The sequence below is a fragment of the Streptomyces sp. MRC013 genome (genome assembly GCF_023614235.1).
Classification (GTDB): Bacteria; Actinomycetota; Actinomycetes; order Streptomycetales; family Streptomycetaceae; genus Streptomyces.
Window position 1 is genome coordinate 1,812,964 of the sequence record NZ_CP094264.1, and the last position, 20,107, is coordinate 1,833,070.

A 20,107-nucleotide genomic window follows, 5' to 3' on the forward strand; every position below is an offset into this window, starting at 1 on the left:
GCACGGCCCCGGCACGGGGGTCGCGCGGGCCGGGGGGCGCCGCACGGCTCCGGAACGCCGTCCGCGCCCGCTACGGCAGGACCCGGCACAGCGCGTCGAGGGCGCCCGGCCAGGCGCTGTCGGTGGGGGTGGCGTACCCGACGACGAGTGCGTCCCGGCCGGGCGGGGCGTCCGGGTGGCGGAAGGCGTCCAGGCCCTGGAGGGCGAGGCCCTGGAGGGCGGCGGCGCGCAGGACGGCCCGCTCGCTGCCGGGCGGCAGTTCCAGGACGGCGTGCAGGCCGGCGGCGATGCCGGTGACGCGGACGCCCGGAGCCCGCTCGGCGAGGGCCGCCACGAGCTGGTCGCGGCGGCGCCGGTACCGCAGCCGCATGCCGCGCACGTGCCGGTCGTACGCCCCCGAGGCGACGAACTCGGCCAGGGTGAGCTGGTCGAGGGCGCTCGACGCCCACTCGACCTCGCCCTTCGCCGCCAGCACCTCGCCGACCAGGTGCCGGGGCGGCACCATCCAGCCGAGGCGCAGTCCGGGCGCGAGGGACTTGCTGACGGTGCCCAGGTAGACGACGTGTTCCGGGTCGAGGCCCTGAAGGGCGCCGACGGGCTGCCGGTCGTACCGGAACTCGCCGTCGTAGTCGTCCTCCAGCACCAGCCCGCCGGAGGCCCGCGCCCAGTCGACGAGCGCGGCCCGCCGGTCCGGTGCGAGGGCGCCGCCGAGCGGGAACTGGTGGGCGGGCGTGATCAGGACGGCGCCGGGCCGGAGCCCTCCGTCCCCGGTCAGGGCCTCGGTGCGGGTGCCGAGCCCGTCGAGCGGCAGCGCCGGGGTGCGCAGCCCGGCGGCGGTGAGGGCCCGCCAGTGGACGTCGAGCCCGTACGACTCCACGGCGACCTCCCGGACGCGGCGGGCCCGCAGGACGGCGGCGAGCAGCAGGATCCCCTGGGCGAAGCCGGAGCAGACGACGATCCGCTCGGGGTCGGCGCGCACGCCGCGCGAGCGGGCCAGGTACTCGGCGAGGGCGGTGCGCAGTTCGGGGCGGCCGCGCGGATCGGTGTAGCCGAACGCCTCGTGCGGGGCGTCGGTGAGGGCGCGGCGGGCGGCCTTGAGCCACTCGGCGCGCGGGAAGGAGGCGAGGTCGGGGGTGCCGGGGTGGAGGGTGCGCAGGGGCCCGCCGGTGCGGGGGCGGCCGCGCTGCCACGGCAGGGGCTCGACGGCCTGGGCCCGCCGGGCGGGCGCGGCGGCGCGGCGGGCGACGCGGGTGCCGGAGCCCTGGCGGGCGGTGAGCCAGCCCTCGGCGACCAGCTCGGCGTAGGCGTCGGCGACGGTGTTGCGGGCGACGCCGAGGTCGGCGGCGAGGGCGCGCGACGACGGCAGCCGGGTGCCGGGGGCGAGGCGGCCGGTCCTGACGGCCTCGCGGAGGGCCTCCATCAGCCCGGCGCGCAGGCCGGGCCCCTGGATCTCCAGGTGGAGGTCGGCGCCGAACGCGGCGGAAATGGCCCGTGATCCCGTCATGGGAATGGACCATACCGGCACGCCAACGCGGGCGTACGGTCGAGGGCATGACGACGAACACGCAGCAGAAGCAGCAGGCCCCGGCCCCCGCCGGCACCGCGCCCGCGAACGGCGGTCACGCCCCCGAGCACCCCGCCCGCCTCGCCCCCGCGGAACTCGCCCCGGAGGTGTACAGGGCGATGGTCCGGCTGGACGCGGCCGCCCACAAGGGGCTCGACCCGGTGCTGGTCGAGCTGGTCAAGATCCGCGCCTCGCAGATCAACCACTGTGCGTTCTGCCTGGACATGCACACCAAGGACGCGCTGGCCGCCGGGGAGAGCGTCGAGCGGATCGTGCAGCTCGGCGCCTGGCGGGAGTCGCGGCACTTCTACACGGAGAAGGAGCTCGCCGCGCTCGAACTGACCGAGGCGATCACCCTCCTGACGGAGGGCTTCGTCCCGGACGAGGTGTACGAGCGGGTCGCGCACCACTTCGACGAGCCGGAACTGGCCCACCTGATCGCGTCGATCGTCGTGATCAACGCGTGGAACCGGTTCGCCGTGACGGCCCGCTCGGTGCCGGGCCACTACAGGCCCGGCCAGTACAAGGGCCACGGCGCGTGACCCGACCGCACGCGGCGGCGGCGCGCGCGGAGGAGTTCCGGGCGCTCCACCGCGGCCGGGCCCCGGAGGACCCGCTGGTCCTCCCGGGCCCGTGGGACGCGGCGAGCGCGCGGGTCTTCGCCGAGGCGGGGTTCCCCGCACTGGCGACGCCGTCCGCGGGGGTGGCGGCGTCGCTCGGGTACGAGGACGGGCACACCCCCGCCGAGGAGATGTTCGCGGCGGTGGCGCGGATCGTCCGCGCCGTGGACCTCCCCGTCTCGGCCGACCTGGAGGACGGGTACGGGCTGCCGGCGGGGGAGCTGGCGGCGCGGGTGCTCGACGCGGGCCTGGCCGGTGTGAACCTGGAGGACGGCGGGGCCGGCGGGCTGAAGGACCCGGCGGCGCACGCCGACTGGCTGGCGGAGTTCCGCGCGGCCGTGGGGGGCGGGGTGTTCCTCAACGCCCGCGTGGACACGTACGTGCGGGGCGTGCCGGATCCGGAGGAGACGGTCCGGCGGGCGCGGCTGTACGCGGGGGCCGGCGCGGACGGCGTGTACCCCCTGCTGGCACCGCCGGACCTGCTGCCGGTGCTGCGCGCGGAGGTGGGCGTCCCGCTCAACGCGATCGCCGTCCCCGGCGGCCCGTCACCCGCCGAACTGGGCCGGCTGGGCGCCGCCCGCATCACGTACGGACCGGCCCTGCACCGGCGGGCGACGGCGGCCCTGCGCGACATCGCCGCCGCCCTGCGGGACGGCGCGGCCGCCGCGGCGGAGGTGCCGCGGACCGGCTGAACGGGCCGGGTCCGGGGCGCCCGCCCGGGCGCGGGGACGCGTCCGCGGACCGCGCCCGGACGGCGGGGAGCCCCCGGCGGCACGAGGCCGTCCGGGGGCTCCTCCGGTGGCGCGGGGGCTCTCCCGGTGGTGCGGGGGCTCCTCCGGTGGTGCGGGATCGGTCAGAGGAGGCCGAGGCCGCGCACGGCGTCGCGCTCCTCCTCCAGCTCCTTCACCGACGCGTCGATGCGGGTGCGGGAGAACTCGTTGACGTCCAGGCCCTGGACGATCCGGTACTCGCCGTCCTCGCAGGTGACGGGGAAGGAGGAGATGAGGCCCTCCGGCACGCCGTAGGAGCCGTCGGACGGGATGCCCATGGAGGTCCAGTCGCCCTCGGCGGTGCCGTTGACCCACGTGTGGACGTGGTCGATGGCGGCGTTCGCGGCGGAGGCGGCGGAGGAGGCGCCGCGGGCCTCGATGATGGCCGCGCCGCGCTTGGCGACGGTCGGGATGAACTCCTCGGCCAGCCACTTCTCGTCGTCGACGACCTCGGCGGCGTTCCTGCCGCCGACGGTGGCGTGGAAGATGTCCGGGTACTGCGTGGCGGAGTGGTTGCCCCAGATCGTCAGCCGCTTGATGTCGGAGACGGCGGCGCCGGTCTTGGCCGCGAGCTGCGAGATCGCGCGGTTGTGGTCCAGGCGGGTCATCGCGGTGAAGCGCTCGGCCGGCACGTCCGGGGCGGCGGCCTGGGCGATGAGGGCGTTGGTGTTGGCCGGGTTGCCGACGACGAGGACCTTGATGTCGTCCGCGGCGTGGTCGTTGATGGCCTTGCCCTGCGGCTTGAAGATGCCGCCGTTGGCCTCCAGCAGGTCGCCGCGCTCCATGCCCTTGGTGCGGGGGCGGGCGCCGACGAGGAGGGCCACGTTCGCACCGTCGAAGGCGACGTTCGGGTCGTCGGTGATCTCGATGCCCCGCAGCAGCGGGAAGGCGCAGTCGTCGAGCTCCATGGCGGTGCCCTCGGCGGCCTTCAGGCCCTGCGGGATCTCCAGGAGGCGCAGCTTGACCGGCACGTCGGCGCCGAGCAGGTGACCGGAGGCGATGCGGAACAGCAGCGCGTAGCCGATCTGGCCGGCCGCGCCGGTGACGGTGACATTCACGGGAGTGCGGGTCATGTGCGATCTCCGTAAGACAGCTGGCGGTGGGGGTCCCTGCCCCGGGTGCGGGACGGCCTCCGCGCCGGGGGTGTCCGGTGTCGCCGCACACTCTCTCGACGTGGAGATATCCAGCGTCAGGCTATCCGACCCGGCCTCTCTTGAATCCCCGCCCCCTTGTGGTCCGGCTCACCCGTACGGGGGCCGCCGCACGGGCAGGGGGCCGCCGCACGGCCCGTCCCTCCGTTCCGGAGCGAGGCGCGGGAGCCCGCGGGGGTACCCGGCGGGGCGACGACCATCGGGGTGTACGCGCCGCTCCCGGCACCGGGCGGGGCGCTTCGGGCGGCGCCGGGCCCGGGCGGGGCGCTCCGAGTGGCGCCGGTCCCGGGCGGGGCGCTCCGAGTGGCGCCGGGCCCGGGTGGCCTCGGCGGTGTCCCCGAGCGGCCGCCCCGCGGGCGGGTGCGGGAGCCCGCCCGGTGTTCCTGGTGGCGGCTTCCGGCGCCCGGTGGCGGCCGTCGGCGGACCGGGCGGCGAGTACGGGCGCGGGCGCCGGGGCGGCCGGAACCGGCAGCCGGTTTCCCAGTTGTGGCAGGGTGCCCACACCGTTCCGGAACGGTCACTTCCGTGCCACAGGGGCCGAATGCGCCTTGATCGGGTTTGGCACGTCCATGACGCTGTTGGTGCGCGGCGCCCGTCCTGTACTCGGGGGAGGGGACGGGCGTCGCCACCCGCGCCCCCGCTTCGAAAGCGGCCCCGGCCCCGGGCCCCGGGCCTTGACGGCGCCCGGACCACCGCCGGGCACAGCGGCTCGGCGCCCGCCGGTGCGGCGCTCATCGGTGCGGGAGGTCATCCGGCCCGACGGGGGGAAGCGGTCAACGCACGCACCCGAGGTGGATCACGCCGACGCGCACCCGGCGGCCGCCGATCTCGTACACCACGCGGTAGCGGCCGACGAGGACGCGGAGCACGCCGGAACTGCCGAACGCCCCCCCGGGGCGGGGACCGTCGGCGGGGTCGACCAGTACGGCGACGGTCCGGCCGCGGTCGGTGACGGCGACCGGTTCGCGCGTGGCGCCGACCTCGCGCACGACGGCACCCGGACGGGCGCGGGCTCCCAGATCGAGCACTTCGCCTCCGCCGTGCGCGTCACCCTGCGGAAGTGCGCACCTCCCGCCCCCGGCGCCGACGGTTCCCGGCTCCTCGTCGGCCGGGAGCACGGCGAGAGGGCGCCGATCCGGCGGGGGCGGGACGTGCGGTCGGCCACCCGGCGCAGCCCCGGCCGGCTCCACATCGCCCGGCACCCTGCAGCCGGGCGAACGGTTCCCGGCTACGCGTCCCGGTCGCCCCGCCCTCCGTCCGCGCCGTCCTGCTCGTCGTCACCATTGGCCGGGCCGGGGGTGACGCGGTCGTCAAGCGTGATGGTGACACGGTCGCCGTCGCCGGGACCGAGACGGGTCAGACACTGCTCGATCCGCTCGTAGAGCGTGGTGGCGAACTCCCGGTCGCCGCTGCCGTCCGGCGCAGTGCCGGTGATGGCGTGCAGGCTGATCAGCAGCGCGATCAGGGAACGGCCGGACAGGGGGTGAAGACCCGCTCGTCGGCCTCGTCGGTAACGCGCGGCGGAACGCGGAAGTGCGGGTGGCCCGCGGTGTGGGTGGTGAGGAACTCCCAGGTGTCACGGTGGCAGCGCAGGTCCGCGGAGGAGATGCGGGCCGCGGTCCGCAGCAGGGCGGTGTGCTCCGTGCTCACCCGCACCGGATCGGAGGCTCCGGCGGAGTGATCCTGGAACCGGTCGACCACCGTGCGCAGGCCGGCAAGCTCCTGCGTCAGGGAGGCGAGTCCGGTACGAACTTCCTCCAGGGTGGTGGCGAGATCACCCTTGACCTGCTCGACGGCTTCCCGCACCGTCTCACGCAGCCGGTCGGCGGCATCGCCGCCTCGGTCCTCGGCTCCGGCGGGAGCGGCCGAAGCGGTGAGCCGCTCGTGGAAGGGGCCGAGTTCGGCTACGAGGACCTCGTGAACGGCCCGGCGTACGGACTCCACCGACGGCACCGCTCCCGGCGCGGCCTCTGCCGCTGCCCGTTCTTCGTCCGGTCCGGCTCCGCGGCCCTCCTGCACGTCCGCCGCACCGGTCGCGGCGGCTGGGTCCTGTGTCCCCTCCTCCCCGGCAGAGGAATCGCCCCCGGGCCCGAGGAGGGGATCGGAGGCGTGGTTTTCCTGGTCGGTACCGCGCTGTGCGGGGATCCCGGACCGGAGGACCGCGCCCTCGTCTTCGAGGTCGACCGCGGTGGCGGTCGCGCCGGGTAGGGCGGGAGCGTGCGCCTGACCGGGGAGGGAGAGGGTACCGAGGTGATCGAGGGTGGTACGCAGTTCCGTCAACTCGGCGCGCAACGAGCCGATGGCCTCCTCGGCTTTGCTGGTGAAAGCGTCAGCACCGGAATTGAGCCTGATGGTGCTGTGGAAGTCCTTGCGCATCCGGTTGAGCTCGTCGGTGACGCGGGTGAGTCCCTCGGTGACGGCTCGAGAAGTCGCCGCCTGAGTGGTCCGATTGGAGTCGTCGATCTTGTCGAAGTTCTCGGTGAGGGTCTCCCGCAACCCCTGGTCCCCGTGCAGGACGGCGTTGTGCACCATGGTCAGCATCTGCGCGAGATCGGGCTTCCTGGACATCTTTCCCCTGTCTGTCACTTCGGGTAATCAATTGACTCCTCTGCGCATGGTGCCCGAAGGGGAGCATGACTCGTGGCACAACCGGTCAACTCCTTGAAAAAGAGCGCATATTGGCCACGCCGACGATGCCGGATGACCGATTCCCAGCTCCTCGCCGAGAGATCCGCTTCTGATCCGAGGCGGCCAACTCCGAGGCGCGGCACGGTTGACGACCGCGAGGCCAGCAGTCCGGGACATCCCGGCGTGCCGTAGCGGCGGTCAGGGGGCGCGGGTCGCGTCACGAGCGGACCGCGGCACCGGACGGTCGGCGCGGGAACCTGCGGCAGGCAGGGACCGGGCACAGGAGGCTGGTAGGACCGGGCACAGCGGGCTGGCAGGAGGGACCGGGCTGCGGACACGGCGGAGACGGATGAGGCAGCGGGCCCCCGCCGGCGTCTCCGCCCGCACCGACAGCGGCTACGGCCCTCGCCGCCGGTACACCGGTGCGCCCGGGCCGTCGGCGCCCCGGCCGGGGACCCGGCGTCCCCGGCCGGGAGTGCGCCCCGATCACCTGCGGTGACGGGAACGCCGGGCCCGCTCCCCCTGGATGAATGAGTCCGATGTCTGTGCTGGTCGCGACTATGGCGAAGGGCGCCCGTTGGTCAGTGCGTGAAGACGAACCTGGACGCCCTTCTGGCGGCACTGCACATGTTCATCGACGACCATGCGGCTCCTCGTCGCCGGATCGGGCGACCTCCGAAACTGACGGACGCCGAGTTGTTGTGTCTGGCGGTGACCCAGGTCCTGCTCGGGTTTCCCTCGGCCCGGCACTTCATCCGCTTCGCCCATGCCCGGCTGGGGCACCTCTTCCGCTACCTGCCCCAGCAGTCGGCCTACAACAAGCGACTCAACGCGGCCGGGCCGCTGATCAGCCACGTGATCGAGGCCCTGGCCCGGCAGGTGCCGACCTGGAACGACGACCTGCGGCTGATCGGCTCCACCCCGCTGCCCTGCGCGGCCTTCCGGGAGACGGTCAAACGCTCCGAACTGGCCGGGCACTGCGGCTACGGATACCGCCGCAGCCACTCCCGCTTCTTCTGGGGCTTTCGGCTCTACCTCCTCACCGCCGCGCAGGGCATGCCCGTCACCTGGCGCCTGGCCGACCCCGAGATCGGCGAGCCGGAGGTGACGGCCGCGTTACCGCAGTGCGACCACCACCTCGTCCGCGCGGGGCAGGTGGTCCTCGCCGACAGGGGCTTCGCCGGGAAGGAGTTCGAGACCTTCGTCAGCGAGCGCCTGGGCGCCCACCTCGTGCGGCCGGACCGCAAGGACGAACCGGTCCGGTACGGGAAGACCGCCCGGGTCCGGCAGTGGATCGAGGCCGTCATCGACACCCTCGAAGGCCGGCTCGGCCTCGAACGACACGGTGGCAGAACCCCGGCCGGAGTCTTCGCCCGCACCGGCCGACGCCTCCTCGCCCTGGCCGCCGGCATCTGGCACAACTGGACCACCGGAGCCACAGTCAAACGATCACTGATCACCTGCGACCACCGAGAACATCGGACTCATCCATCTAGTGACCGAGCGGCATCTGCGGCCGGTCGGCAAGGACTGCTTGGTCGCCTTCGGCGGCAACCTCTACCCGGTGCCCGCCCGCAAGGTCCGCCCGCGTCAGCTGGTGGAGATCCGGGCCACGAAACCGCAGGTCATGCTGCACTCGACCGTCGCCGACGCCAGTGGCGAGACGCTGCCGTCCACCCATCTGCGGGCGGTTGGCCGCGGGGTCCGCGTCGTCGGAACCTCCGCTTCTGACTCACTGATGCAGAACCGCGCCGTTCGAGCATCCTGATGAGGGACAACCGCCTTTGTAAGCTGACCGAGTATGCCCATGACAGTGGGAAAGGGGCTGTGGAGTGTCGCGGTCGACACGGGTGTTCACGATGGCGGTCCTGATGGTGAGTGCTGTCGGCTACACGGCGACCGAAGCGATCAACAGCAGTCTGGAGACCAGCCCGGCCGGGCCCGACACGTCGGTTCCGGCAGCAGTCGTCTCCGCTCCGCGCTGCAGCGGTGCGCATGCGGATTTCCCTGCGTGTGACGTGGACCAGATGACATGCGAGAACTCCGCCACTCGCCACCGTGCGTCCCCGAGTCCAACCTCCGCGCCGCCTCGGATCACGTTCCGGTTGTGCTTCGACGGAACGTCGGCCGGGAACTGAACGCTGTCGGCACATCGTCCAGAACGCCATGGTTCGGCACGGATGCGCGTACGGTCTCTCACCCACCGGCCCGAAGGAGGAAGACAGAGTGAGCGAACAGGACCAGGTGGAGGTCGCGTTCGACCGCGTCGGGGCATGGCTGCGCAAGCACGCTCCCATGTCGTACCAGGCGCTCGGGGCGCCTGCTTCCGAAGCGGAGATCGCCGCCACGGAAGCGGGCATGCACGTGGCCTTTCCCGGAGAACTGCGGGCTCTACTGGGGCTGCACAACGGGACGGAGTGGTGTGAGGTGGAGGGTGATGAGGAGGGCGAGCTGAACCCGGCCGCGTTCCTTCCGCATGGTGCGCTCTATTCCCTCGAGCAGATGCGGCAAGCGCACACTCTCTATGCGAATCCCGGACCGGGGATCGGCGACGCGGCGTTGCGCACCCGTGTGCCGTGGGCCGGGGACGACGACGGGTTCTACGGGCTGTACGTGGATACGGAGGGAGGGCAGGTGGGCCGGTTCTCCAACCCTCCGGAGTTCTGGCCCCTGCCGTACGGGACGATCACGGGCTACCTGACGGCCGTCGCCGATTGCCTGGAGTCGGGGCACGGGCCGTTCGCGGAGGATCCACACAAAGTTCCGGGCCTGGCTGCGGGCTGCCTGCTGTGGGAGCGTCCTGGCGGGACTGCGCCGGCATCGGTGGAGTGGGTTCCCGTGCGCTGACCGACCTTGGACGACGTGACGGAGCCCCGGGCCTGCAGGCCCGGGGCTCCGCCGTGCTGCGGCGGTCGGCTACGGCTTGGCCATCTCGCACTTCACGGTGTCCAGCATGGGGTCACAGCCGTCGAACCAGTCGTTGCCCGGGTCGACGTAGAACGCGTCCTTGTCCAGGAGCCGCATGCCGACAGGGAACGGTGGGTTGCCCACCACGCCCATGCGTTCCATGGAACCGGAGTTGACGTACTTGGACATCGAGGACCGGCCGCACTTCTCGGCCCAGGTCGGCGCGTCGTAACGGGTGTCGTCGAGCAGGTGCTCCGTGCCGTCGTCGGTCTTGGCGGCGACGGTCTGGATGCACTCGCCGCCGCCTCCCGCTCCGGCCGGGTTCAGACCGTCGGGGGCGGGCATGCCCGGAGACTCATAGGTGGACGCGAAGGGGTACTCGTCGCAAGAGACCTGGTCCGGGGTCCCGGTGCTCGCGAGTTCCGGGTGCATGAAGGTCTTCGGATGGTTGAGGAACAGGATGTTCGGCACCCAGCCGTCGGTGCGCTTGGACCGGGACTTGGCGCACATCACCTTCCGGGAGTTCTCCTTGTCCCAGCCGGATGCGACGCGGGCCGGATCGCCGGGGATGAAGTGGAGCGGCCGGATGGGCGTGGCGCCGAGAAGGCGGTTCGGCACGCTCTTGTTCTGGATCAGCCAGGTGTGAGCGGCCGCGGCCGGATACTTCGCGGTGTTGAAGGCATAGCCGGGGATGTAGTCCTTGAGGACACAACCGGGGGCGCCGTAGGTCCTGACCTTGTCGCAGCGGACGTTGACCTTCGGAGAGGTGAACGGGCCGGTCCGGTCCTGCCATTCGCCCTTGCTGCCGTCCGGCAGCGGCGGCGGCTCGACACCGGTGTCGAACATGCCGGCGAAGTATACCGGCAGGTCCGCCGACAGGTCGACGTCCTTGGTGCCGGCCGCGTTGGTGACGTTGCCGTTCCACGTGTGCGTCGCCGTACCGGTCAGCATGTGGTTGTCGTTGGGCTGGTTCGGCGCCTTGTTGCCGCCCTTCCAGTACGTGTTGCCGTACCAGTCGAACGGCTTCGGACCGTCGCAGGCGGAACCGAAGCAGGTGGAGACGAGATAGTCGTCCACGTCGGCGGTGTCGAGCAGGACAGCGAAGTCCTCGGCGGGGAACGTGTTGCTGATCGGGTTCCACTGGATCCACGTCTTGATGGTGTTGCCGTTCCGGTCGACCTTCACCATGTAGGCGACTTCGAAGAGTGCCTCGTAGCGGATCGGGTCCACGCCCGGCAGCACCTTCGTCTCCGCGGTGAACTTCGCGTCGATGAACACGCATGCCTCGTCACGGGTGAACAGCGACTTCTGCGCCTCACCGTACAGACTGGGCTGGCACCACGTGTCGGTGACGATCGGGTCCGGGTAGTCGGCGGCCTGGGCCTCGGCCGACTGCTGCTCGCGGGCCGCCTCCCGGGTTCCCGCCAGGGAGCGCTGCTTCTTGGGCGTGAGGGTGATGGTCATGTCACCGGACGTGAACTCGCGCTTCTGCAGTGCGGGGGTCTGGGCGGAGCGGGCCGTCTGGTCGCCCCAGCCCTTCCAGTTCCACGCCGGCAGCGGACCGTCCAGGTAGGCCGGGTCCGGGGCGTTCACGTTCGGGGCCGGCAGCTTGATGTCGACCTTCTGCGCCCGGTTGTAGTCCCGGTTGCCGACGGTAAATCCGTAGTCGCGGATCGGCCCGACGTTCGTCGCGCGGTCCATATTGCGAATCTGGATCTGGTGGTTGCCGTCCTGGGCCGGTGCCGCCGTGAACGCCGCGGTCTGGGTGCTGGTGGCCGCGACGGTCTGCCAGCCCGTGGTGGGGCCGTCCTCGTCGTACGGGTCGACACGGTACTGGACGGTGTTGGCGTCGGTCGTTCCCGTGGAGACGTTGAACGTGCCCGGCGTGCCGGCGCTGCCGCCTCCCCAGTTCTCCGGGTAGGTGGGGGACGTGACCGAGGCCGGAACCGCCGGGGCGGTGGTGTCGACGACGAACTGGGTCCAGGGGGACCAGGCGAGGTTGTAGTGGGTGCCGTCGTAGGCGTTGGTGCGGAACTTGTACGTCCGGCCGTCCTTGAGCTGTCCGGCGGGGACGGTGACGCTCACCGGCTTGCCCTGTGCCCCGTACGGGGACAGGAGCAGCCCCTCGCCGAGAGGGGTGGTGATGGGGGTGTTGGTGGCGGCGTCGTAGACCTGGAAGGTGCCGTTGACCTGGTCGCCGTCCTGGTCGGTGAACGTGTCCCGCAGAACCGGGGTGGTCGTGTTGACCGCCCACACGCCGGCGTAAGACTTGAACGGGGATCCGGCCTGTCGGTTCGTGCCGTCCGAGGGGCGGTAGTTATAGGTGACCGTCAGCTTGGGCTGGTTGGCGGTGTTGTTCGCGGAGTTGACCCGCTTCCACTCCAGGGCGTCGCCCTCGTTGGAGGCCCGCAGCCCCATGCCGGAGGCGTTCCACTTCTGGCCGGCCCAGTATTGGGCGAGGTGGTGACGTCCGCGGTGATCCACCCGTCCGCGGCGCTGCAATCGGGGTTGCCGCGGGTCGCAGTGGAGGTGGCGTACTTTGCGGCCATGGCAGGCTGGTTGGTCCAGCGGCTGGAGGTACTGGCGTTGTTCGCCGTCCACACTTCCCAGGGCTGGGCGGTGCAGTCGGTGTTGCCGGAGTGGAAGTTCCACAGCGACAGGGTCGCCGAGGAGACGAGGGCGTCCGCGATGGGGGCGGTGTTCCAGGTGATGAAGGATCGGGCGGTGCGGTAGGTGCCGTCCGGGTTCTTCGTGCCGGGGTTGCCGAGGTTGAGCTCGGTGTCGGCCGACCAGTCGACCGTCTCGCCCTGCTGCACATAGGTGTCGAAGAGGTTCCCCAGGACCGAGGTCGACGGGTCGACCGTCACGGGGTACGTCGTCTTCGGATCGGCGAGGAACTTCGCATCGGGGGTGACGACCAGGTCCACGACACCGTGGCCCTTGTCGACGACCTTCATCCCCACACGGGCCCGGTTCTCGTGCTTACCGGAGCGCTCGTCGACGGATGCGTCCCACATCACGGGGGCCGGCATCGTCGCCCGCACCTCGCCGGTCCTGGCGTCGGCGAAGGAGACTGATCCGTCGTCGTTGGCCTTCGCGGTCAGGCCCTTGGCTCTGACCGGCAGTGTGTAGGAGTAATCGCCGGCACTCGGCCGTTCGGCGATCTCGACGAACTGCTCGAAGCCGGTACGGGTCGCCTCGATGACCACGTCAGCCCCAGGAGCCGCATCTGGGTAGCGGGCCGTGGTGCCGTTCAGGACGGGGGCGGGCAGACCGCCCTTCCACTGCAGGGTGACCGCCTCGTCTCCGCTTCCCAGCGTGACCAGGTCTCGTGCGGCCGCGTTCCTGGCCGCGGCCAAGGACGACGCCTTCGTTCCCCCCCGGCCCGCCAGGCGCAGCCCCTTGGGATGACTCTTGGCCGTGACACCGCCGTCGGCAGTGGGGGCGAGGGTGGCATCGACCTTCCGCCACTCTCCGTCACGCCATACCCGCTCGGGGCCAGTGGTGAGTTCGGTGGTCAGCGACCCGTCAGGGTTCGCGACCGTGTAGGCGGTAGGGGTCGTCTCGTCGGTGACGACGACCTTCTTGCCGGTCTTCTTCGCTTCCAGGACCGCCCACGCCTTGGAGCCCTTGGCGTGCTGAGCGGCCCAGGCCATGTCGGAAGCAAGGACCTCCTCTTCCGACGGCTGACGAGTCTGGGGCGCTGCCGCCTGCGGTCCGACAGGTGCCGCAACGGCTGCACCGCCGGCGGTGAACGCGGCCTCGGCAGTCAGCAGCAGAGCTGCCGCGATAGCCGTGCGGAATATTCGTCTGCGTCGTAAGGACCTGGAGAACTGTGTGTCAGGAGACACGAAGTGAAACCTTCCTCAGGGGAATTCGGGTATGCGTGCAGGGCACACAGTCGAAGGACGCTATGCACGTCAGGCGGAAGGCACTAGTGCACTTTCAGTCACCCGAAGGAACTCGGGAGTAACAACAGCGACGACGTCTATCTCGCAAGGGGTTGAGGCCTCAAACATCGAGTTGATTACGCCTCGACACAGGGCAAAGAACACGCATTACCGCTCTCCGACCCCCGATTCGCGAAAATCGCATGCCCGAATCACGCATGACGGGAGAATGAGCACCAAACCATCAGACAGAACCCAAATCACCATTTAAAGTGACGTTCTTTGGCTGAAACCGTCGACTGCACCTCGACATCGAAGGCGACTACCGGTCGCAGCCCTGCCCCAGGCTCGCCGTCAACCCTGCCCTGCCTTCGGATACATCCGCACTGCACGGGCCGATCGGCCCTGCCGGATTGGACGACACACCGTTCTCACCTGTGTCAGGGACACACCCGCTCCCACCTTTCCCGCCGACGGTCCGAATCACAGGCGAGCAGCAGCGACCACCAGCGATCTCCGGCCGGGGCAAATCGCAGGTTCGGCAGACCCTCTCTCTGCCGCTTCAACCACCCAGCCCCCTGTTCGCCGATGAGGACGACGGTCCATACAACACCTATAGCGCTGTCCTTGATTGCAAGCCGAATACCAGCGTCTTGGCGCCGATCTGTGACGCCTGCGCATCAATCCCCACCCACCTCTCCCACGCTCAGGGAACTCACGTGCCCGTCTCTTAAATCACCATCTCCTCCGAACTCAGCGGCAGCGTCGTGGGAAAAGGCGCCAACGATGGCCTTTCCGCCATGATCCTCAAGCATGCCGGTTTCCGGCAGATCGAGGACTGGCACGGCCGACGCCACCGGCTTCCCACCGCCACCCCGGTCGCCGACCAGGTCGCCATGCCAGCCACGTTGCCGAGATGCTCCGCGCCGCCCACTATGGTGTCGATCTCGCACCCTCCCTGGACACGGCCGGGATGAGCACCCCGGCAAATCCTTTTGAGTGCTACACAGCCGGAGCCGCGCTCCTTCAGATTACCGACCGGGCAGGTCGACCAAGAACAGCACGGACCTTCACTGACGTTTTCTCAGCGAAATAATCTTCGGGAAGTGGGTTGATCAGGGCGTTAAGGGTTGGGTCGGACAGCGGTGGCCCGGGTGCGGACAGACGTGAAGCCTCTGGTAGGACAGTTCTCACCACAAGATCGTCCGTTGCACCAGAGGCTTCACGTTGGTCACCTATGTTGCCATGCTCGACGTCCCGCGCCACGTGGTGGAATACGTGGCCCGGCTGCTGGCCGGCCACCGCCGCCGGATCGGCACCCCGAAGGGCTCCCGGGCGTTGAGCCCGTTCCGGCAGGCCGTCTTCGTGCTGCGCTGGTTCCGCGAGGCCGGCTGCGTGCACTGCCTGGCCCGCGATGCGGGAATCTCGCAGGCCACCGGCTACCGCTACCTCCACGAGGCGATCGACGTCCTGGCCGACCAGGCCCCCGAGCTGCAGGAGGTGCTGGACCGCTGCCGCGCGCGGCAGATGAGCCACGTGGTGCTGGACGGCACCCTGATCTCCTGCGACCGTGTCGCCGGGACTACCGAGAAGGGCAACGACCTGTGGTACTCCGGCAAGGCTCGGCACTTCGCCGGGAACATCCAGTTCGTGGCCGCACCCGACGGCACCCCGCTGTGGGTCTCCGACGTCGAACCCGGATCCGTCCACGGCCTGCGTGCCGCCCGCATCCATGCCCTGCCCGCCTTGTACGCGGCGGCCCGCGCCGGTCTGCCGACGCTGGCCGACGTCGGCTACACCGGCGCCGGCAAGGGCATCCACACCCCGTTCCGTCCGCACCCCGACATCGCTTCCCCGCTCGCGCCGGACAACCGCGCCCACAACCGGCTCCTGCGCGGCATCCGGGCCCTGGGCGAACGGGCCGCCGCTGAACTCAAGCAGCGCTGGCGCGCGCTGCAGCACGTCACGCTCAGCCCCAGCCGGATCGGACGCATCGCCCAAGCCGCACTCGTCCTCAACAACTCATGGAAGTGACAACCGCTGAGAAAACGTCAATGAGCGGTCGACCAACTTCTTCATTCCGAATACGGTGTCCTGGAACGTGTCCGGGAAGCGCCGGAGACAGCGGGCGAGCACATCAACGACCTCGACGAGGAGGCGGTTGAACAGGCAGGCCACCGCATGCCCGACGGGTTGCAGCACCTCCTCGCTGGATCGAAGTGGGAGTCCGATGACATCCGCGACGACCTGCAGGCATACGTCGCAGGCAAGCTCGGCGAGACCGACGGCATTCTGATCATCGACGACACCGGGTTCATCAAGGGCACTACCTCAGCCGGGGTACAGCGCCAGTACTCCGGAACCGCCGGCCGGACCGAGAATTGCCGAATCGGCGTCTTCGCCGCCTACGCCTCCGCCCGTGACCGGGCTTTGGTCGACCGTGAGCTCTACCTCCCGAAGTCCTGGACCGAGGACCGGGAACGCTGTCGCACCGCAGGGGTTCCCGACGAGCGGGAGTTCGCCACCAAGGGCGAACTGGCCCGGCACATGGTGCTGCGGGCCCTCGCCTCGCCGCTGCCCATTACCTGGGTCACCGCGGATTCCGCCTACGGTCAGGACAACCGATTCCGCCGACTGCTGGAACAGTCGGGTGTCGACCATGCGCTGGCCGTCTCCAAGTCCCAATTCAGTGTGGACTGTTCGCGGATTGAGGTTCTGTTCACACAGGTCCCGGACGAAGCGTGGGAGAAGATTTCATGCGGCGACGGCGCGAAGGGACCCCGCGTCTCCCACTGGGCAGCGGTGAGGCTGCCGGCCGTCGCTGAATCCGACTATCAGGCCGAGGTCCCTCACCGGATGCGGTGGGCACTGGCCCGGCGCGGCATCAGCAAGCCCGACGAGATCGCCTCCTACATCGCCTACACACCCCTTCAGGTCACCGTCCAGGAGCTGGCCCGGATCGCCGGCAGCCGGTGGGCGATCGAGGAGTGCTCCCAGCCCCGAAGAACGAATGCGGCCTGGACCAGTACGAGGTCCGCCGCTGCGCGGGCTGGTACCGGCACATCACTCTGGCCATGCTCGCGCACGCTTTCCTGGCCGCCACGACACACCAGGCCCGGGAAAAAGGGGCGGAGCAGGTGGGACAGCCGGGGCCATCGAGCTCACAGTGGCGGAGGTTCGGCGACTCCTGGCCGCTTGTCGTGCCCGGCCCCCGCACCTGAACGGACATCGAGGACGACATCACGCGCTGAGCTGGTCGAACTGGCGCCGCCGACGCCAAGCAGTTGCCCGCCGCTGTCACTGCCTGGGGCGTTGTCGCACGATCGAGGGGCGGTCTCCATGAGACCACCCCCGCGTGATCGAAGCCCCGCTACACTCCAGCCGCCCGACGAAACCCGCAGATCAGACAGCAAAGTCCTGCTGGAGTACTAGGGACTGTCTCCAGTTGTGATCATTGGGCTTTCAGGAGGCTGCTGATCCAGATGGTCGCTGCGCGGAGATGGAGTCCGGCGAGGTAGCTCTCGGGTGTCTTGTCGTAGCGGGTCGCGATGCCGCGCCAGTCCTTCATCCTGTTGATGGCCCGCTCGACCGTGTTGCGGTCGCGGTAGAGATCGGCATTGTGGGTGACGGGCCTGCCGCCCCGGCTGCCTTTCTTCCTGCGGTTGGCGGCCTGGTCCTTCTTCTCCGGGATGACCGCCTTGATGCGGCGTTTGCGCAGGTGGGCTCGGTTGGCGCGGGAGGAGTAGGCCTTATCACCGGCCACGGCGGCGGGCCGGGTGCGGGGACGGCCGACGGGCAGACGGACCCGCACCTTGCTCAGCACCGGGATGAAGTGGGGGCTGTCGCCAGCCTGCCCGGCGGTCAGAAGGAGGGCCATCGGCCGGCAGCGCCGGTCGGCGGCCAGGTGAATCTTGCTGGTCAGCCCGCCGCGGGACCGCCCGAGGAGGGCGGCCTTCAGCCGGGCCCGCCGTCGTAAGCGGATGCGTTGGCGTTCGGCGCGGACCGGATCGCTTTCGCTGTCCTGCCCGTCTTGTCCCTTCGACGCTCCCCCTTTTGCACGGCCGCCTCCTCGAGTGCGGACAGGGTCTGTTCGCTGACCCGCATGCCGGCGGCGTCGTGATGGGCCCGCGTGGTGGTGGAGTCCACGCTGACCAGGGACATGTCGATCTCGTCCCTGCGGGCGGCTTCGGCGATCGCTTCGTCCAGCAGGGCCTGGAAGACGCCCGCGTCCCGCCATCGCATGAAGCGGTTGTAGACGGTCTGCCAGGCGCCGAACCGCTCGGGCATCTCCCTCCACTGGCTGCCGGTCCGGAACCGCCAGATCACCCCTTCGAACTGCTCACGCAGCCGCTCGGGGTACGGGCCGAACCTGCCGACCGGCAGGAACGGCCCGATGAACTCCCACTCTTGGTCCGTGAGTTGCGCACGCGTCACACCACAGTCCTACCGGACCGGCACCCATCCCCGTGCTTGATCACAACAAGAGACAGCCCCTAGCGCACGGTGAAGCGGACGACCTCCTTGAGGAACGGGATCTCCAGCCACGGCTTCGGCTGGGTCATCAGGGCGAAGAGGACGATGCAGCCGCCCAGCACCCCGTACGTGATCATGTCGGTGAACCGGGACCGTACGGCGAGCATCCCGACGGACGGCAGTGCACGCCGCATCCCGGCGCCCGCCAGCAGCGCGGCGCCGACCAGCAGCGCCCCGATCCGGGGCGCGTGCAGGAACGGGTCGATCCCGATGATCAGCAATCCGAGGGCGGTGAGCCCGAGGACGGTGAGCAGCGGCCACTGCCGGGCGGGAGCGGGCGCGTCACCGGGGGCCGCCCGTCCGCCTCCCTCGGGTCGAACGGTTCCCTCGGTCACCGCGGGCGGCCGCCGCGAGGCGCCCGGCGCGGACGCGTCCTCCTCGGTACCGGTCTCCGGTACGGCGTCCGGGTCCTCGTCGTCGGTCTCCCGGCGGCCCGCGCCTCCGGTCGTGCCGTCCCCGGCAGGGCCGCGCCCCGACGGCGCCCCGGCCCGTACCGGCCCGCCCCCCGGATGCCCGGAGACCATCACGGCACCGGCCACGGCGGCGCCGGCCGCCGCGAGCAGTCCGGCACCGGCCCCCGCCCCGACGACCGTCTCCGCCCCTACGGCGGCGTCGGCGGCATCGGCATCCACATCGGGGGCGCCGGCCCCTTCGGGGGTGCCGGCCCCTTCGGTGACACCAGCCCCGTCAGGGACACCAGCCCCGTCAGGGACACCGGTCCCTTCGGGGACACCGGTCCCTTCGGGGACACCGGTCCCTTCGGGGGTGCCGGTCCCTTCGGGGGTGCCGGGGTCGGTACCGGCCTCCTCCGGACCGGCACCGCCGGCGGACCCGGCACCGGTCCCGTGTGAGGTCGCGGTGGGCGCGTCGTCACCGGACGCCGTGGGCGCCGCGGCCGCTCCCGCCGCGGTACGGCCGGCGGCGCAGGGGGCCGCGGCGTCCGGACCGGCGTCCGCCTCCGGGGCGGGAGGTGTCGTACCCGCGTGGGCGGGGTCCGCGGGCCCGGATCCGTCGTTCGGCATGGGGTGGCCTCTCCGGGGTCAGAGCGCCGCGCGCTCGGCCGCCTCGACGACGTTCACCAGCAGTTGCGCCCGCGTCATCGGGCCGACGCCGCCCGGGTTCGGGGCGACCCAGCCGGCCACCTCGCGCACGCCCGGGTGCACGTCGCCCATGATCACGCCGTTCTCGTCACGGCTCACGCCCACGTCCAGCACGGCCGCGCCCGGCTTGACGTCCTCGGGCTTGATGAGGTGCGCCACGCCCGCCGCCGCGACCACGATGTCGGCCCGCCGCAGGTGGGCGGAGAGGTCCCGGGTGCCGGTGTGGCACTGCGTCACCGTCGCGTTCTCCGAGCGCCGCGTCAGCAGCAGCGGCATCGGGCGTCCGATCGTCACGCCGCGCCCCACCACCACCACGTGCGCTCCGGCGATCTCCACGCCGTGCCGCCGCAGCAGCGTCACGATGCCCGCCGGCGTACAGGGCAGCGGCGCGGGCTCGCCCAGGACCAGCCGCCCGAGGTTCATGGGATGGAGGCCGTCCGCGTCCTTCGCCGGGTCCATCAGCTCCAGCACCCGGTTGGTGTCCACGCCCTTGGGCAGCGGCAGCTGCACGATGTAGCCGGTGCACGCGGGGTCCCCGTTCAACTCGCGGACCACCGCCTCGACGTCCTCCTGCGTCGCCGTCGCGGGCAGCTCGCGCTGGATCGACGCGATGCCCACCTGGGCGCAGTCGCGGTGCTTTCCGGCCACGTACTTCTGACTGCCGACGTCGTCGCCCACCAGCAGCGTCCCGAGCCCCGGCGTGACGCCCCTGGCCTTCAGGGCCGCCACCCGGGCGGTCAGGTCGGACTTGATCGCTGCGGCCGCAGCCTTGCCGTCGAGAATCTGGGCGCTCATGCGCCCATACTCGCGGATGTACCCTCCCGGGTTCCAATCCGGGGCCGTCCGGTGCCAGGTTGCACTTGCACAACACCTCGGCATACGAGCTGGACAAAGTTACCGCAGGTTTATGACGATGATCCGCAGAGTGCCGCGGGCAGTGCCGG

General features: G+C 71.0%; 11 protein-coding genes and 4 pseudogenes. 7 read left to right on the forward strand and 8 right to left on the reverse strand.

Annotation, left to right across the window (positions count from 1 at the left end):
* Positions 1 to 70: 70 nt before the first annotated feature.
* Positions 71 to 1,504, reverse strand: a complete 1,434-nt coding sequence (gene pdxR / locus LUW75_RS08045) for a MocR-like pyridoxine biosynthesis transcription factor PdxR (RefSeq protein ID WP_250335007.1) — start codon at positions 1,502 to 1,504, stop codon at positions 71 to 73.
* Positions 1,505 to 1,551: 47 nt separating this feature from the next.
* Between pdxR and LUW75_RS08050 the strand changes: the two genes are divergently transcribed.
* Both LUW75_RS08050 and LUW75_RS08055 read left to right on the forward strand, forming a co-directional pair.
* On the forward strand, positions 1,552 to 2,106 hold the full coding sequence (locus LUW75_RS08050) for a carboxymuconolactone decarboxylase family protein (protein ID WP_250335008.1): 555 nt from the start codon (positions 1,552 to 1,554) through the stop codon (positions 2,104 to 2,106).
* On the forward strand, positions 2,103 to 2,876 hold the full coding sequence (locus LUW75_RS08055; RefSeq protein ID WP_250335009.1) for an isocitrate lyase/PEP mutase family protein: 774 nt from the start codon (positions 2,103 to 2,105) through the stop codon (positions 2,874 to 2,876). Before LUW75_RS08050 ends, LUW75_RS08055 begins: the two co-directional genes overlap by 4 nt.
* A gap of 161 nt (positions 2,877 to 3,037) precedes the next feature.
* On the opposite strand, the gene LUW75_RS08060 is transcribed toward LUW75_RS08055, so the two are convergent.
* The 3 genes from LUW75_RS08060 to LUW75_RS08070 form a co-directional block, all read right to left on the reverse strand.
* A complete protein-coding gene (locus LUW75_RS08060; protein WP_250335010.1) occupies positions 3,038 to 4,027 on the reverse strand; it encodes a malate dehydrogenase in 990 nt (329 codons plus the stop codon).
* An 851-nt stretch (positions 4,028 to 4,878) separates the two neighbouring features.
* Entirely contained in the window at positions 4,879 to 5,133 is a 255-nt protein-coding gene (locus LUW75_RS08065) for a type II toxin-antitoxin system Phd/YefM family antitoxin (protein ID WP_250335011.1), read from the reverse strand.
* 433 nt (positions 5,134 to 5,566) lie between these two features.
* A complete protein-coding gene (locus tag LUW75_RS08070) occupies positions 5,567 to 6,673 on the reverse strand; it encodes a hypothetical protein (protein WP_250335012.1) in 1,107 nt (368 codons plus the stop codon).
* Positions 6,674 to 7,321: 648 nt separating this feature from the next.
* On the opposite strand from LUW75_RS08070, the pseudogene LUW75_RS08075 reads away from it, so the two are divergent.
* The 3 genes and pseudogenes from LUW75_RS08075 to LUW75_RS08085 form a co-directional block, all read left to right on the forward strand.
* A pseudogene (locus tag LUW75_RS08075) lies at positions 7,322 to 8,203 on the forward strand (IS982 family transposase); the annotation flags it as partial.
* Between the two features lie 25 nt (positions 8,204 to 8,228).
* Entirely contained in the window at positions 8,229 to 8,501 is a 273-nt protein-coding gene (locus tag LUW75_RS24930) for a Mu transposase domain-containing protein (RefSeq protein ID WP_373683292.1), read from the forward strand.
* A gap of 458 nt (positions 8,502 to 8,959) precedes the next feature.
* Entirely contained in the window at positions 8,960 to 9,580 is a 621-nt protein-coding gene (locus LUW75_RS08085) for an SMI1/KNR4 family protein (RefSeq protein ID WP_168438157.1), read from the forward strand.
* Between the two features lie 1,890 nt (positions 9,581 to 11,470).
* Here the strand turns inward: LUW75_RS08085 and LUW75_RS08095 are convergent.
* Positions 11,471 to 13,296 (reverse strand): annotated as a pseudogene (locus LUW75_RS08095) (DNRLRE domain-containing protein); the annotation flags it as partial.
* A 1,461-nt stretch (positions 13,297 to 14,757) separates the two neighbouring features.
* Between LUW75_RS08095 and LUW75_RS08100 the strand changes: the two are divergent.
* A complete protein-coding gene (locus LUW75_RS08100) occupies positions 14,758 to 15,564 on the forward strand; it encodes a transposase family protein (protein WP_250335015.1) in 807 nt (268 codons plus the stop codon).
* A gap of 120 nt (positions 15,565 to 15,684) precedes the next feature.
* Positions 15,685 to 16,751 (forward strand): annotated as a pseudogene (locus LUW75_RS08105) (IS701 family transposase); the annotation flags it as partial.
* A 230-nt stretch (positions 16,752 to 16,981) separates the two neighbouring features.
* On the opposite strand, the pseudogene LUW75_RS08110 reads toward LUW75_RS08105, so the two are convergent.
* The 3 genes and pseudogenes from LUW75_RS08110 to LUW75_RS08120 form a co-directional block, all read right to left on the reverse strand.
* Positions 16,982 to 17,964, reverse strand: a pseudogene (locus LUW75_RS08110) (IS5 family transposase).
* 59 nt (positions 17,965 to 18,023) lie between these two features.
* Entirely contained in the window at positions 18,024 to 18,695 is a 672-nt protein-coding gene (locus tag LUW75_RS08115) for a DUF3017 domain-containing protein (RefSeq protein WP_250335017.1), read from the reverse strand.
* Positions 18,696 to 19,103: 408 nt separating this feature from the next.
* Positions 19,104 to 19,958 carry a bifunctional methylenetetrahydrofolate dehydrogenase/methenyltetrahydrofolate cyclohydrolase gene (locus LUW75_RS08120; RefSeq protein WP_250335018.1) on the reverse strand — a complete coding sequence of 285 codons (855 nt, stop codon included), beginning with the start codon at positions 19,956 to 19,958 and terminating at the stop codon, positions 19,104 to 19,106.
* Between the last annotated feature and the right edge of the window lie 149 nt (positions 19,959 to 20,107).

Coding starts and splice junctions, on each gene's coding strand:
- LUW75_RS08050 (WP_250335008.1), top strand. CDS start 1,552: ATGACGACGAACACGCAGCAGAAGCAGCAGGCCCCGGCCCCCGCCGGC.
- LUW75_RS08060 (WP_250335010.1), bottom strand. CDS start 4,027: ATGACCCGCACTCCCGTGAATGTCACCGTCACCGGCGCGGCCGGCCAG.
- LUW75_RS08120 (WP_250335018.1), bottom strand. CDS start 19,958: ATGAGCGCCCAGATTCTCGACGGCAAGGCTGCGGCCGCAGCGATCAAG.
- LUW75_RS08070 (WP_250335012.1), bottom strand. CDS start 6,673: ATGTCCAGGAAGCCCGATCTCGCGCAGATGCTGACCATGGTGCACAAC.
- pdxR (WP_250335007.1), bottom strand. CDS start 1,504: ATGACGGGATCACGGGCCATTTCCGCCGCGTTCGGCGCCGACCTCCAC.